This window comes from Priestia sp. VA7 (assembly GCF_055710015.1).
On record NZ_JBVQPN010000003.1, the window covers coordinates 111,663 to 124,423 of the forward strand.

General features: G+C 38.2%; 16 protein-coding genes and 1 pseudogene. 12 read left to right on the plus strand and 5 right to left on the minus strand.

Going from position 1 to position 12,761, the window contains the following annotated elements:
- Positions 1-57: 57 nt before the first annotated feature.
- The 5 genes and pseudogenes from AC0C45_RS12995 (at position 58) to AC0C45_RS13015 (ending at position 4,054) form a co-directional block, all read left to right on the plus strand.
- Entirely contained in the window at positions 58-939 is an 882-nt protein-coding gene (locus tag AC0C45_RS12995; RefSeq protein WP_129703207.1) for a sugar phosphate isomerase/epimerase family protein, read from the plus strand.
- Positions 940-1,191: 252 nt separating this feature from the next.
- Complete coding sequence (locus tag AC0C45_RS13000) at positions 1,192-2,241, plus strand: LacI family DNA-binding transcriptional regulator (RefSeq protein ID WP_257061827.1); 1,050 nt, start codon at positions 1,192-1,194, stop codon at positions 2,239-2,241.
- Positions 2,242-2,368: 127 nt separating this feature from the next.
- Positions 2,369-2,674, plus strand: a complete 306-nt coding sequence (locus AC0C45_RS13005; protein ID WP_045290888.1) for a hypothetical protein — start codon at positions 2,369-2,371, stop codon at positions 2,672-2,674.
- Positions 2,675-2,880: 206 nt separating this feature from the next.
- A pseudogene (locus AC0C45_RS13010) lies at positions 2,881-3,270 on the plus strand (sugar phosphate isomerase/epimerase family protein); the annotation flags it as partial.
- A 64-nt stretch (positions 3,271-3,334) separates the two neighbouring features.
- Positions 3,335-4,054: a nucleotidyltransferase domain-containing protein gene (locus AC0C45_RS13015; protein WP_257061828.1), complete on the plus strand. Its 720-nt coding sequence runs from the start codon at positions 3,335-3,337 to the stop codon at positions 4,052-4,054.
- An 81-nt stretch (positions 4,055-4,135) separates the two neighbouring features.
- Here the strand turns inward: AC0C45_RS13015 and AC0C45_RS13020 are convergent, their stop codons facing one another.
- The gene (locus AC0C45_RS13020) at positions 4,136-4,879 is read right to left on the minus strand and encodes an SDR family NAD(P)-dependent oxidoreductase (RefSeq protein WP_237892655.1); all 744 of its coding nucleotides are present in this window, start codon (positions 4,877-4,879) and stop codon (positions 4,136-4,138) included.
- A gap of 117 nt (positions 4,880-4,996) precedes the next feature.
- Here AC0C45_RS13020 and AC0C45_RS13025 point away from each other — a divergent pair, with 117 nt between their 5' ends.
- Positions 4,997-5,839, plus strand: a complete 843-nt coding sequence (locus AC0C45_RS13025; protein ID WP_257061829.1) for a LysR family transcriptional regulator — start codon at positions 4,997-4,999, stop codon at positions 5,837-5,839.
- 107 nt (positions 5,840-5,946) lie between these two features.
- Here the strand turns inward: AC0C45_RS13025 and AC0C45_RS13030 are convergent, their stop codons facing one another.
- On the minus strand, positions 5,947-6,276 hold the full coding sequence (locus AC0C45_RS13030; protein WP_045290877.1) for a four-helix bundle copper-binding protein: 330 nt from the start codon (positions 6,274-6,276) through the stop codon (positions 5,947-5,949).
- Positions 6,277-6,459: 183 nt separating this feature from the next.
- On the opposite strand from AC0C45_RS13030, the gene AC0C45_RS13035 reads away from it, so the two are divergent.
- Both AC0C45_RS13035 and AC0C45_RS13040 read left to right on the plus strand, forming a co-directional pair.
- Positions 6,460-7,176 carry a DUF4396 domain-containing protein gene (locus AC0C45_RS13035; RefSeq protein WP_257061831.1) on the plus strand — a complete coding sequence of 239 codons (717 nt, stop codon included), beginning with the start codon at positions 6,460-6,462 and terminating at the stop codon, positions 7,174-7,176.
- A 320-nt stretch (positions 7,177-7,496) separates the two neighbouring features.
- Complete coding sequence (locus AC0C45_RS13040) at positions 7,497-8,108, plus strand: DUF421 domain-containing protein (protein WP_280168615.1); 612 nt, start codon at positions 7,497-7,499, stop codon at positions 8,106-8,108.
- A 71-nt stretch (positions 8,109-8,179) separates the two neighbouring features.
- Here AC0C45_RS13040 and AC0C45_RS13045 read toward each other — a convergent pair whose 3' ends face one another.
- On the minus strand, positions 8,180-8,722 hold the full coding sequence (locus AC0C45_RS13045; protein ID WP_088567559.1) for a recombinase family protein: 543 nt from the start codon (positions 8,720-8,722) through the stop codon (positions 8,180-8,182).
- 231 nt (positions 8,723-8,953) lie between these two features.
- On the opposite strand from AC0C45_RS13045, the gene AC0C45_RS13050 reads away from it, so the two are divergent.
- The 4 genes from AC0C45_RS13050 to AC0C45_RS13065 all read left to right on the plus strand — a co-directional run bounded on the left by AC0C45_RS13050 (position 8,954) and on the right by AC0C45_RS13065 (position 11,894).
- The gene (locus AC0C45_RS13050; RefSeq protein ID WP_237892651.1) at positions 8,954-9,157 is read left to right on the plus strand and encodes a helix-turn-helix domain-containing protein; all 204 of its coding nucleotides are present in this window, start codon (positions 8,954-8,956) and stop codon (positions 9,155-9,157) included.
- Between the two features lie 231 nt (positions 9,158-9,388).
- Positions 9,389-10,855 (plus strand): SulP family inorganic anion transporter, encoded by a 1,467-nt coding sequence (locus tag AC0C45_RS13055; RefSeq protein WP_472928180.1) that lies wholly within the window; start codon positions 9,389-9,391, stop codon positions 10,853-10,855.
- 14 nt (positions 10,856-10,869) lie between these two features.
- Complete coding sequence (locus AC0C45_RS13060) at positions 10,870-11,277, plus strand: universal stress protein (RefSeq protein WP_237892649.1); 408 nt, start codon at positions 10,870-10,872, stop codon at positions 11,275-11,277.
- 197 nt (positions 11,278-11,474) lie between these two features.
- Positions 11,475-11,894 carry a GNAT family N-acetyltransferase gene (locus tag AC0C45_RS13065; RefSeq protein WP_034669126.1) on the plus strand — a complete coding sequence of 140 codons (420 nt, stop codon included), beginning with the start codon at positions 11,475-11,477 and terminating at the stop codon, positions 11,892-11,894.
- Between the two features lie 158 nt (positions 11,895-12,052).
- Here the strand turns inward: AC0C45_RS13065 and AC0C45_RS13070 are convergent, their stop codons facing one another.
- Positions 12,053-12,271 (minus strand): helix-turn-helix domain-containing protein, encoded by a 219-nt coding sequence (locus tag AC0C45_RS13070; RefSeq protein ID WP_013058154.1) that lies wholly within the window; start codon positions 12,269-12,271, stop codon positions 12,053-12,055.
- 10 nt (positions 12,272-12,281) lie between these two features.
- A complete protein-coding gene (locus tag AC0C45_RS13075) occupies positions 12,282-12,761 on the minus strand; it encodes a DUF2975 domain-containing protein (RefSeq protein ID WP_034650194.1) in 480 nt (159 codons plus the stop codon).

Here is a 12,761-nt window from a genome sequence, read left to right on the forward strand (position 1 = left end):
TTAAAATACTGGGGGATGGGCACATCTAGTGTGCATAAAAGAAAGGGGAGCTTTAAATTGCGTTTAGCATATGATCCGTCACATTACCGTGATAATACAAGTTTAAAAGATACGATTGATACAGTTGCAAGATTAGGTTATGAATACGTAGAGTTATCTCCGCGCAAAGATTTTATTTGGTTTTATGAATACCCAAAAGTTGATAAACAGCGTATAAAAGACTTAAAAAGATACTGTGCCGATGCTGGAGTGAAAATTTCTTCTGTGCTTCCGGTGCAGCAGTGGTCTTCACCAAATGAGCAGGAACGTGAAGCGGCAGTAAGGAACTGGAAGCGTACAATCGAAATTACTTCTGAGCTGGAAGTAGATTTAATGAACAGTGAGTTCAGCGGCGACAAGAGCCGGCCTGTTGAAAGCGAAGCGGCTTTTGTTAAATCGATGGAAGAGCTGATGCCGATTTTTGAAAAAGAAGGAATTAAGCTTAACCTTCAATCGCATCCAAATGATTTTATTGAGTTAAACACAGAAGCTATTGCAATGATTCGGGCGCTGGACAAAGACTGGATTAAATTAGTTTATTCTGTTCCTCATGCTTTCTTTTATGACGATGGCATTGGCGATGTAGCAAAGCACATTGATGAAGCAGGTGATTTGCTTGCACACGTTCTGATTGCTGATACGCTTAACCATAAAGCAGCGTTTGGACTGCGCTATATTGTAAATCCGCCTGATGCAAAGGTAACGATTCACCAGCATTTAAATCCTGGTGAAGGAGAAATTGATTTTGACGCCCTGTATCGCAAATTAAGAGAAATTAAATTTGACGGCATCGTAACAAACTCTGTATTTGCTTACCCTGATCGACCGGAATGGTCAAACGAAGTAACGTTAAAGTCAATTAGAGAAGGATTAAATATTAAAGAAAGCCTAAACATTTAACGTGATCCACTGAAGTGATGCGAAGCATAAAAAGATATGTTTTGCATCACTTTTCATGGTTTATGCTTGAAAGAAGATCAGAACTTGTAGGCATAGCTAGTTTAAAATAGTCTTAATTGTTCTATTCGGCCCCCATCATAATGATAAAGAGAGGCTTTATTATGCTAGTAATGTATAATAAAGATAGATGCAAAACGGATAGAACTTTTTATTATAAAATGTTAATTACTACAGATAAAGGTGAGTGAACGTATGTCAGTTAAAATGATTGATGTGGCCAAACTAGCTAATGTAGCTCCAGCTACTGTCTCGCGAGTTCTTAGTCAGCCCCACCTAGTAAGCAAAGAAACGCAGGAAAAAGTTTTAAAAGCCATTGAAGAATTAAATTATCAGCCCCATATCATCGCAAGACAGTTTAGAAAAAAAGAAACAAAAACCATTTTAGTAGTTGTTCCTGATATTACCCACCCGTTTTTTTCTGAAGTTCTTAAAGGAATTCAGCATACCGCCATTAAAAGCGGTTACCGAGTGATTTTAGGAGATACAGAAAATGACATTGAGCGAGAAGGAGAGTTTGTTGATTTATTATTCCAAAAGCAAGCGGACGGCATGATCCTTCTAACAGCCCGCATGGATAAAGACAGAATTGAACAAGTCTCCAGACAGTTCCCTACGGTTCTTGCGTGCGAATACATTGATGGCTTAGATATTTCTACCGTATCTATTGATAATATTAGCGGCGCGCGAAAAATAACGGAGCATTTAATAAGCCTTGGGCATACCAAAATCGCCCACATCACGGGCCCTATGAATGTTATCTTAAGCCGTGATCGATTAAAAGGGTACCGCCAAGCGATGATTAGTCACGATTTACCCGTGGATTCCGCTTTTATTCAAGAAGGGGATTTTAGCTTAGAGTCCGGTTATCATCAAATGATTCGACTATTATCGTTAGAACAACGCCCAACTTCCGTATTTGTCTTTAACGATGAAATGGCAATCGGAGCGATAAAAGCCGCAAAAGACAGCGGGTTAAAAGTGCCTGAAGATATAGCTGTAGTGGGGTTTGATAACTCAAAAATGTCGGATATCATTGAACCTCATATTACAACGATTGAACAGCCTAAATATGAAATTGGAAAAAAAGCGATGGAATTACTGCTTGGATTAATGAGCGGAAAAGCGTTAGAACAAAAAAAGTTTGTATTAAAAGATGAACTAATCGTACGCGAGTCTTGCGGAAGTAAAACTACAGTGAAAAATTTTATCCAGCTTGAAGGCTCAGCTAAGAAAATTAACTAGTGCTGTTTAAACGCTATGCTATGAGGTTTTTTGCTGAGAAGTAAACAAGAGAGACCATCATCTTTGTCTTCTCTTGTTTACAGCAAAGCGGAAGGAACACTCTGATAAAAAAGAGAAGGTGACTTTAGTGAGGATTAAGGGAACAGTATTCAAAAAAAGAACATATCCAAAGCATCACTATAAAAGAATGGATCACCTGTCTTTTTTAGAGGTGAAAGATAACATCTCCTTTGATGGCGATGTGCTGAAAATCATTCCTGTTCTTAGTCAAAAATCAATGGAATGCTGGAATATCGGAGATGAAATTGATGTGGAAGGTGAAATGAAGTACATTCGCATCATTACGTCATTAGGAAAACTCAGCCTTCTGCCCGTCCCTGTGTTTATCGTAAAAACAATTAAAGAAATAAAACCTTCTCCGATAACTAGTTAAGCTGTCAGACATAAAACGGCTGGTCATCGTCATCAATCATAATCATATTTTAATGGGATTTAAATTCTGAAATTTCTTATAAATTACAGGTTCCTTCAGATGAGAAGGAGGTGGAGCATGTGACAGCTAATCTTATAGCGGGGAAAATTTCTTTAAATGAACGTGCCCATCGTACACAAGTAAACGGAATGTCTTTTCATGTTCACTACCTTCGTAATGCGGTAGGACCTATCGTAGGATTAAATTTAGATCTAAGCCACTTAATCTGGATGGGCGCAGATCCGATTTTATCAGCTAGAGAACTAGGAGCAGCCATTCATCATGTTCATAGAAAAGACGTGCGCCTTGAGAGACATCTATCAGGAGTGAACGGAGTGATGGAAACAAAAGAAGTGACGGATGTAGCAAATAGAGCCTGGAAGTACGTGGCCGTAGGCTGTGGACAGGATTTACAGTGGTGGAAAGAGTTTTTCTCTGTTGTTAAGATGATGGGCTATGATGAAGAAGTTTCTTTAGAAATGGAAGATTTAACGATGTCAGTTGAAGCTGGAGTTCGCACTTCCGTTGAGGCATTAAAACAAACGCTTAGCTTTTAATTTGAAGGAATTTTCACTCCCTAACCAGAAAAACAATATAGATATCATTTTCTGGAGGAATACGATGAAAGAGCTAAAAAAGTTAGAACCGCTGCAGGCAGCTACAAAATTCATTTTTAAACATTACCCTAACTGTCAAGGCGCATTACTCACTGGAAGCGTAGTGAGAGGAGAAGCTACACATACGTCTGACCTTGATATTGTTATTTTTGATGATAATTTTACTTCTTCTTTTAGGGAGTCCCTCATTGAGTTTGGGTGGGCAATTGAAGTTTTTGCTCATAATCTCACTTCCTATCAATTGTTTTTAAAAAATGACTGTAAGAGGGCTAGACCATCACTACCGAGAATGATTTCCGAGGGAATTATTTTAGCGGATAAAGGAGTAGTGCAGTCTATAAAAGAAGAAGCAAACCAACTCCTTGAAAAAGGCCCGGAAAAATGGTCGGAAGATACGATTAAACTAAAAAGGTATTTTATAAGCGATGCCTTAGATGATTTAATCGGTTCTTCAAATACAAGTGAATCACTTTTTATCGCCAATACGCTCGCTTACATAACGCATGAATTTGTTTTAAGAACAAACGGTCATTGGATCGGGGATTCTAAATGGATTGTCAGGTCTTTGAATCTCTATAATGAAGGCTTTAGTAAAGAGTTTGTAGAGGCATTTGATACCTTTTATAAAACAGGGAATAAAGATAAAGTAATTCAACTGGTGGATAAAGTGTTAGAACCACATGGAGGCCGGCTGTTTGAAGGGTTTTCACTGGGGAAAGAATGATAAAATCAGTAGCCTTGTTAGAACCCCACTACTATTTCTTGCTAGTAGTGGGGTTTGTTTTTTAGGAATATTCGCATATGCTTAAAGCGTTTGCCCGTTATCAATCGTAAACACTTGGCCCGTCACAGACTCTTGCTTTAACTGAAACAGAATAGCATCTGCGATATCTTCAGGAGAAGAAATGCGCTGAAGAGGCAGATTTCCTGCAAGCTGATACATTTTATCTTCGTTGCCAGCCCACCACCTTGTATGGACTGCACCAGGAGAGATGCAGTTTACTCGAATATGGGGTACGAGTGCAATAGCTAACGACTTCGTCATCGTATGAATTGCTGCTTTTGTTGCTGCATAGGGAATAGACGAGCCGATTCCAGTTGTACCCGCGACACTTCCTACATTAACAATCGCCCCTGACTTTTGCTTTTTCATATGTGGAACGGCTGCTTTTACACAGTGAAACATGCCTTTTACGTTTACATCATATAAAGAGTCCCATACGTCATCCGTTGCAGACTCTAAGTCATTCATCGGGATTTGAGCTGTAATACTAGCATTATTCACTAATCCATCTAACCGTTCGAATTGTGTAATCGTTTGATGAATCATTTCATTCACTTCGTGCTCGTTGGCTACATTCGCTCGAAAAGCAAAAGCCATACTTCCTTTTTCTGAGATTTCTTCCACAACTTTTTTAGCTTCTTTTTCTGAGTTGCTGTAGTTTATCACAAGTTTCGCGCCCATGTCAGCTAGCTTTAAAGCCGTAGCTTTGCCTACACCAGTGCCGCCGCCCGTAATAATAAATACTTTATTTTTGAAATCGATCATTTCTATAAACCTTCCTTTCTCTTAACATCTTTTATTATATCTTCGAAGAGAAAAAGGATATAATAGGTAATACTAAGAGAGGTATCATTTAAAATGATATCAGCGGAGGAATTAAAATTGGAAAGCCAAGACTTACGAATGTTCAAATGTGTGGCAGAAGCAAAGTCATTATCAAAAGCTGCGGACGTATTAGGATATGTTCAGCCGCATATCAGCCAGCGAATGAAAAACTTAGAGGAAGAGTTAGATACTAAATTACTGACACGTACAAATAGAGGAGTCACGTTAACGGATGAAGGAGAAGCTTTGTTTAACTATGCTCAGCGTATTTTACGTTTAATGGAGGAAGCTAAAGCAGAAGTTAATCCGCATAAGTTTAAAAGATCCTTAATCATTGGTGCCTCGCAGACGGTTTCTGCTACTAAAGTTCCTTTTTTGTTCTCGTCTTTTTTGAAAGAACATCGGGATATTGAGGTTAAAATAAAAACAGATAGGAAACACGCCTTACAGGAAATGCTTTCGTACGGGGAAATTGATGGACTTTTTCTTAGCGGTACCTATAACGAGGCTCAGTTTGAAAGAGTTTATCGCTATGCAGAAAAAATGGTGCTTATCTCATCTCTATATGAAGCTAGAGAAGAAAAAGACCAACCAACGCTACTCATCAATAGTGATGGAAACTGCATCTATAGAAACAGACTATTAGCGTTTTCAAAAGAACATCATATACATAAAGCCAGCATCATGGAATTTGATTCATTAGAAGCTATTTTACAAGGCGTCCGCGATGGACTAGGTATAAGTGTAGTCCCGGCTAGCGTAGTAAATTCTCGTGGTGATATAAAAAGCATTCAATATCAAGAGCTTCCAGAAGACGTTCATATTGATTTTGTAGTAAAGAAAGGGAAGCAGCGCTCACAAAGTCTTAAAAAGTTTAGTCGTTTTTTAGAAAGCCTATAGATTCTGTCTTTAGGAAACGTGATGTCTTCTCTTTTCCAGTACATTAAAAAGAACCCTTAATGCCTGAAATGCGCTTCAAGGGTTCTAGCTTTCTTATATTCCAAAGATTATGCAGCTAATTTTCTACATTCATCCGCACATTTCAAGCAGGCCTCTGCACATTTTTGACAGTGGTCATGATCGTGTTTCTTACACTCGTTACCGCATTTTTCGCAAATTTCAGCGCAAACTCCCGCTAGTTCAGCAACGAAAGGCGTTCCTCTTTCTAAAGCTTGTTCCAAATATCCGCAGATATCTGCACATTCTCGGTCAAAACGGATACAGTCCACCATCATCCCTACATTTTCTTCCTTTAGGCAAGCATCAAAACATTGGTTGCAGGCACTCATACATTCATGCAGCGTTTGAATAACAGTTTGATAATTTTCGTTAGACATTGTAAAATTCCTCCTTATTTTTTCTTCTCTCTATTACATTAGACTATAGTTTAGTTTAGTAAACATAATAAACATAAGAGTGCTGTAAAACTTATTAAGTGATGAGCAGGTTCTTTTTTTTACGTTTAAATATAGGGGTGGAGGGTATGTAGTTGATAGATAAATCTTAAAGGAGTGTAGCACTTGAGCTGGCTAGAAATACTTTCTTATATCGCTATTGCAATTGGAATTATTCAATTTTTAGTTATTACAATCGACGTGATCAGGCATTCGCAGATGATGTTTGTGATGAATATTGTGTGGCCTATCACAGGGCTATATTTTCCTGTCGCAGGGATATGGTTTTACTTTAAATTAGGCCGTAAAGATCGAAAAAAACACGATCATGCTCATCATTCCTCTGATTATATGCATGATGCTCATGAGGGTCATCATCACGAGCACCATCATAGTGAGAAGCCTTTTTGGCAAAGTGTTTTTGTATCGACTACGCACTGCAGCAGCGGGTGCTCGGTCGGAGATTTAATTGGCGCACCAATCGTATTTTTAACGGGATGGACGATTGCCGGAAGCGTACTTTTTGCAGATTATGTAGCAGAATTTATTCTTGCTTATATAGCGGGAATTGCTTTTCAATACTACGGCATGAGTATGAAAGATAATAGCTCAAAAGAAGAGTTGAAAAATGCGGTAAAAGCAGATACGTGGTCCCTTATTGCCTTTGAAATCGGCATGTTTGGCTGGATGGCTTTATCACATTATGTCTTTTTTACACAGGCACCCAAACCAGACAGCGCGGTCTTTTGGTTTATGATGCAAATCGCCATGATCATTGGCTTTTGTACGAGCTATCCTGCTAACTGGGTACTTGTTAAAAAAGGGGTAAAACATGCGATGTAGATTTTACTTGGAGCTGCTGTCGTTGATATCAGGTTTAAAGCTACAGGATGGGGCAGAATAGTGTCAACTCCGAGATGAAGTGCTTCAACGACTAGCAGAAGATATTGAAACAAGATTAATACGCTGCATTGATCAATCTGTATAAGTCCTGTGATTCCGAGAAAGAAAATAACAAAACAAAAAGATACCTTTACGTAAGGTATCTTTTTGTTTTCTAACTTTATTAGGGTATGAGGAGTGGAAACGAAATTTTTGATACATGAATAATTTGCTTTCAGATGCCTACTCTAAAAGCAGACTGTAATAAAAAGGATGATATTATGAATTTTATCTGGCAATCTGTAATCTTGATTTTAACGGGAATCTTATTGTTGAGAATAGCGGGAAGAAAATCGATTGCTCAAATGACGCTCGCTCAGACGGTCGTTATGATTTCCTTAGGTACTATCATTGTACAACCTATTGTTGAGAAAAGTATGCTAAAAGCCATTGGCGGGGCAGCTATTTTTGTTCTTGCTATTTTAGTTTTAGAGTACTTACAATTAAAGTTTAATGGGTTTGAAAAATTTCTGACAGGTAAGTCTAAAATCGTTATAAATGATGGTCAATTAGATACTAAGCAGCTTAAAAAATTACGTTTAACCGCCGATCAATTAGAAATGAGATTACGAAATGCAGGCATATCAACTATAAAAGATGTTAAAACCGCCACAATCGAACCAAATGGACAGTTAGGATACGAACTTCAAGAAGACGCAAAACCTTTGACTGTAGGGGACTTTAAACAGTTGATGGAATTATATATGTCATCTTTTTCTCAAAGCAGCGTCCCTGCGCAAGATTTACATAACAAAGTGTCGTCTAAACCTTCTTCAGATATATTTGAAGAAATTAATCACCATTCTAAACCGAATCCTAAATACCTTCAGTGATATAGTCACTAAAAAAAGACGGCCTTTTTACCGAATAAAAGGACGTCTTTTTCACATGTGCTGTTAGTGTTTTAGTTATCTAAGTAACGGTACAAAGTCGTCTTGCTTATACCTGTAGCTTCTGTAATTTGAGCAATCGTATAGTTTTTACTCCAGTACATATCAAGCGCTCGGTGGACGTTATAGTCAGGTTTTTTTGGCCGGCCACCGCTTTTTCCTTTTGATTTTGCTTCTTGAAGACCGGCTTTTGTGCGTTCACTGATGACGTCATGTTGAAATTCACCAATACGTTTAATGGTACTGAAAAAGGCTTTTCCTTGTTCGGTGGATGTATCAACGTCATCCAAAATCGATACAAAGTGAACATGATTATCTGAAAGATATTCAATTAATTCAATGAGGTGCCGAGTGGAGTCTGCGATACAGTAAAATTTATACACAACGACTGTATCGCCTGGCTGAAGTGAAGCTGCCATCTCATCGAATTCTACTCTTTTTTTTATGGAATTTGTTTTTTCATGATAAATTTTATCGCAATTAAAAGGCTGCAACGCCTGTAACTGTTTGTCCAAGTTTTCATCTTCGCTATATGGACGGGTATAACCAATAATCACTACACCATCTCCTGCATGGATTGTTTATTTATATTTACCTATTGTACCAAATTCCTTCCGCTCATAACATTTCTTTTCAGTATAGAAAGAAGTGTAGTTCCGAAAAAGATCGTTTTTGGAACAAAAAATGATAGACATTTTGGTTTAGGTCTGCTAGAGTTTTAGTTGTTCACAACGTCTCGGCTTCTATGAGAGTTGGAAGCCACTTATAAAAGAAAAGCGAGGTGTAATATGGATAAAGAGACCATTAAACAGATTCGAAAAAGCTACAATTTGAATCAGCGGAATTTCGCTGAAAGAGTAAACTGCAGTTTTTCACTCATTGCATTAGTGGAAGTTGGAAAAAGAAGAGTCACACAGGACTTGGAGAATAAAGTGAAAAAAGCGTTTGGATTAAATGAGGAAAAAATAAAGGAGCTGATTACTTCAATTTAATAAGAGCGTAGTTAAAAAATGTAATGAAACGTTTCATGTACGTGAATATAATTCTTGAGAAAGATAGGATATGTTAGGCTGTTTTCACTCATTTTTTTATATATTAAAAGTACCATAAACGTTCCATTTAGGTTCTATTTATTTTCTATTTTACTACTTTTATTGTCCAAAATCTAGAAAAGCGTACAGTAAACGCTTATGACTATAGAGAGAAAGGTGTTTTTGGTTATCATGTTCAATAAATTAAAAGTGGAGTGGTTTGGCAACGTGAAAGGAGATATCCTTTCAGGTATTGTCGTAGCGCTTGCGCTCATTCCTGAAGCCATTGCTTTTTCCATTATTGCCGGGGTAGATCCGATGGTAGGATTACACGCATCTTTTTGTATCGCCGTTGTAATGGCCTTTGTAGGAGGGCGTCCTGCGATGATTTCAGCAGCTACCGGCGCGATGGCCCTGCTGATGGTGACACTAGTAAAAGAACATGGAATGGAGTATTTATGGGCAACGACTATTTTAACGGGTGTGATTCAACTTCTGTTTGGTATTTTTAAGATTGCTCGCTTTATGAAATTTATTCCGAGGTCCGTGATGGTTGGGTTTGTGAATGCATTAGCTATTTTAATTTTTATGGCACAAGTTCCGCACTTCGTAGGAATTTCAACGATGACGTATGTGTTTGTGGCGTTAACTCTTGTCATTATCTACGTGTTACCGCGCTTTACAAAAGCAGTGCCATCTCCATTAGTAGCCATTGTCGTCATGACAATTGCAGCTATTTTCGGAGGATTTAATTTGCGTACAGTAGGAGACTTAGGAGAGATTACAAAATCACTGCCGCTCTTTTCTATTCCTAATGTTCCTTGGAATATGGAAACACTGTCCATCATCTTTCCAACAGCTTTAGGGCTGTCCATTGTTGGATTAACGGAATCGCTGCTGACGGCATCGATTGTGGACGATATGACAGATACGTCTAGTAATAAAAACCAAGAAAGCAGAGGGCAAGGAATTGCGAATATCGTCGTTGGTTTCTTTGGCGGCATGGCCGGCTGTGCGATGATCGGTCAAACCGTTATTAATGTAAAATCAGGCGGACGCGGTCGTTTATCAACGTTTGTAGCGGGGATATTTCTCATGTTTCTCATCTTGGTGCTAGGGGACTGGGTTGTCAAAATCCCAATGGCTGCACTAGCAGGGGTCATGATTATGGTATCGATTGGAACATTTGACTGGTCTTCACTTCGTACGCTCACAAAAGTCCCTTTAACAGATACCGTCGTGATGCTTGTTACGGTGATTACGGTTGTAGCAACACACGATTTATCCAAAGGAGTTATTGCAGGTGTGATTTTAAGCGCAGTTTTCTTTGCGGCTAAAATTTCAAAGCTAGACGTATCAGCAAAGAAGTCGGAAAATCGAACGGTCTATAAGGTAAAAGGTCAGCTATTCTTTGCCTCTGTAGAAGACTTTGTTCATTCTTTTACGTTTACAGAAAAACAAGATCAAATTTTGATTGATTTTTCAGAAGCCCATATTTGGGATGACTCAGCCGTAGCGGCTATCGATAAAATCGTACTGAAGCTAAAAGCACAAACGTCTGCTGAAGTGAAGCTGACAGGTTTAAATGATGTAAGTGAAGAGCTGCTTCAAAGGTTAGCGACTTACAATAAGCCGAATGCAAGAGCATCAGCTCATTGATAGGGGGACAATGAATGTATCAAAAAATCTTGTTAGCTGTAGATGGATCAGAACATTCAAAAAGAGCCGCGGAGCATGCGATACAAGTTGCTTCTTTCATACCGCAATCAAAAGTAGAAATTATTTCGGTTATTGACTTATCAAAGGCGAAAACCGAAATTTTACACGGAGAGCTGAAACAAAAAAGACAGCAAGCGCTTGAAGAAATAAAGAGCTGCTTTGAAAAGAAGCAGATAGCGCATCAACTTAAAATAGAACGCGGCGACCCGGGGCCAACCATTGTAGCCTACGCCAATCAAAACAACTTTGATCTGGTGCTAATAGGAAGCCGAGGCTTAAATTCTCTTCAAGAAATGGTGCTAGGCAGCGTCAGTCATAAAGTAGCTAAACGAGTACGCTGTGCGGTTATGATTATTAAGTAAACGAACGTAGTTATTTTAGGTGCAAATCGCAGATAATTTGTACCTTTTTTGCGGTTAAATATAGAAGTTAACGTTTATACATCATCACTGACATGTATGATACTTTTTATCGTATACACATACTCGTAATGATCTACCAAGGACTTTTGCTTTTGAAAAAAGAAATAGTTTATAAAAAAACAAAAGGAGTAGATTCTATGAAGATTTCCTTTTCACATTCTATAGAAAACGTTGAGTGGTCGAGGATGAAAGAAATTTACCGCTCTGTCGGGTGGAAGAACCATGATGAAGAAAAAATTAAAAAAATATTTCAAGCAAGCAGCGTAGTAGCGATTGCTTATGATGAAAATAAAATAACAGGGTTTGGCAGAGCTCTTTCCGACGGTGTGTTTAATGCTGCGATTTATGATGTTGTGATTGATAAGGAGTATCAAAACAAAGGAATTGGACAGCAAATTATAGAGAACCTGCTTGCTCAGCTTGACGATATTTCCTGCGTTCATCTTGTTTCCACAGCAGGAAATGAAGAGTTTTATAAAAAAGCAGGGTTTCGTAAAATGAAAACCGGTATGGCTCGCTACTTAAATCCTTCTTTAGCGGAAGAATATTTGCAATGAGCTATGTCTAAGATTGTCACCCATATCAATATAATTCTCAATCGAGTTCTCTAATTAAAAAAAATCAATAAAAGCAGAGAAGGGACAGCAATTAAGCTGCCCCTTCATTTTAATTTCAATACCTAATCCTCATAATTGAAGAAATTTATGGTCTTTTATTATTGATTGTCTTCGTCGCTTTTGTACTCCAAAATATCGCCTGGCTGACAATCCAAAGTCTTACATATCGCTTCTAATGTTGAAAAACGAACCGCTTTTGCTTTCCCATTTTTCAGGATGGAAAGATTCGCCATAGTAATTCCAACCCTCTCTGAAAGCTCGGTTACGCTCATTTTTCGTTTTGCTAACATCACATCAATATTAATAATAATTGCCATATCCTCCACCTCAGACCGTTAAATCATTTTCTGATTTTATGTTAATCGCTTCTTGCAAAAGCCTTTGGAGAACAGCAGCAAAAACTGCGATAACCAACGAAGCAAAAGGAATGACCATTCCAACAAATATAAGACCTGGGGCATCGTCTTTATCTGCCACGAGATAATAGACGGGTAAACCTAAAACATGCAAACTACAGATGGAAATGGCGCAGTATTTGATGCTCATTAAAATTCGAACAGACAATTCGGAGAAAGCAATGTTCTTGTCGATATAACTTAACAGTTTAAAAGCTTGGTAAAGGGCGAAGTAAAAAGGTAATGTTCCTCCATATAAAAGGATGAAAATGATATATTCTATGGAATGAATACCTAAGAAATCCGCTACCGCATCTGCCAGTTCAGGAACCAGAAATATGCACAAAGCGAGAACCGGAATTCCAATGAGAATAACTGCTATCTTTAAAAATAATGTGGTTGCTATCTTCAT

Excerpts from the sequence above, each read along its gene's own strand:
- AC0C45_RS13000 (WP_257061827.1), top strand. The coding sequence starts at position 1,192 with ATGTCAGTTAAAATGATTGATGTGGCCAAACTAGCTAATGTAGCTCCA.
- AC0C45_RS13015 (WP_257061828.1), top strand. The coding sequence starts at position 3,335 with ATGAAAGAGCTAAAAAAGTTAGAACCGCTGCAGGCAGCTACAAAATTC.
- AC0C45_RS13020 (WP_237892655.1), bottom strand. The coding sequence starts at position 4,879 with ATGATCGATTTCAAAAATAAAGTATTTATTATTACGGGCGGCGGCACT.
- AC0C45_RS13030 (WP_045290877.1), bottom strand. The coding sequence starts at position 6,276 with ATGTCTAACGAAAATTATCAAACTGTTATTCAAACGCTGCATGAATGT.
- AC0C45_RS13040 (WP_280168615.1), top strand. The coding sequence starts at position 7,497 with ATGAATTTTATCTGGCAATCTGTAATCTTGATTTTAACGGGAATCTTA.
- AC0C45_RS13050 (WP_237892651.1), top strand. The coding sequence starts at position 8,954 with ATGGATAAAGAGACCATTAAACAGATTCGAAAAAGCTACAATTTGAAT.
- AC0C45_RS13055 (WP_472928180.1), top strand. The coding sequence starts at position 9,389 with ATGTTCAATAAATTAAAAGTGGAGTGGTTTGGCAACGTGAAAGGAGAT.
- AC0C45_RS13060 (WP_237892649.1), top strand. The coding sequence starts at position 10,870 with ATGTATCAAAAAATCTTGTTAGCTGTAGATGGATCAGAACATTCAAAA.
- AC0C45_RS13065 (WP_034669126.1), top strand. The coding sequence starts at position 11,475 with ATGAAGATTTCCTTTTCACATTCTATAGAAAACGTTGAGTGGTCGAGG.
- AC0C45_RS13070 (WP_013058154.1), bottom strand. The coding sequence starts at position 12,271 with ATGGCAATTATTATTAATATTGATGTGATGTTAGCAAAACGAAAAATG.
- AC0C45_RS13075 (WP_034650194.1), bottom strand. The coding sequence starts at position 12,761 with ATGAAGATAGCAACCACATTATTTTTAAAGATAGCAGTTATTCTCATT.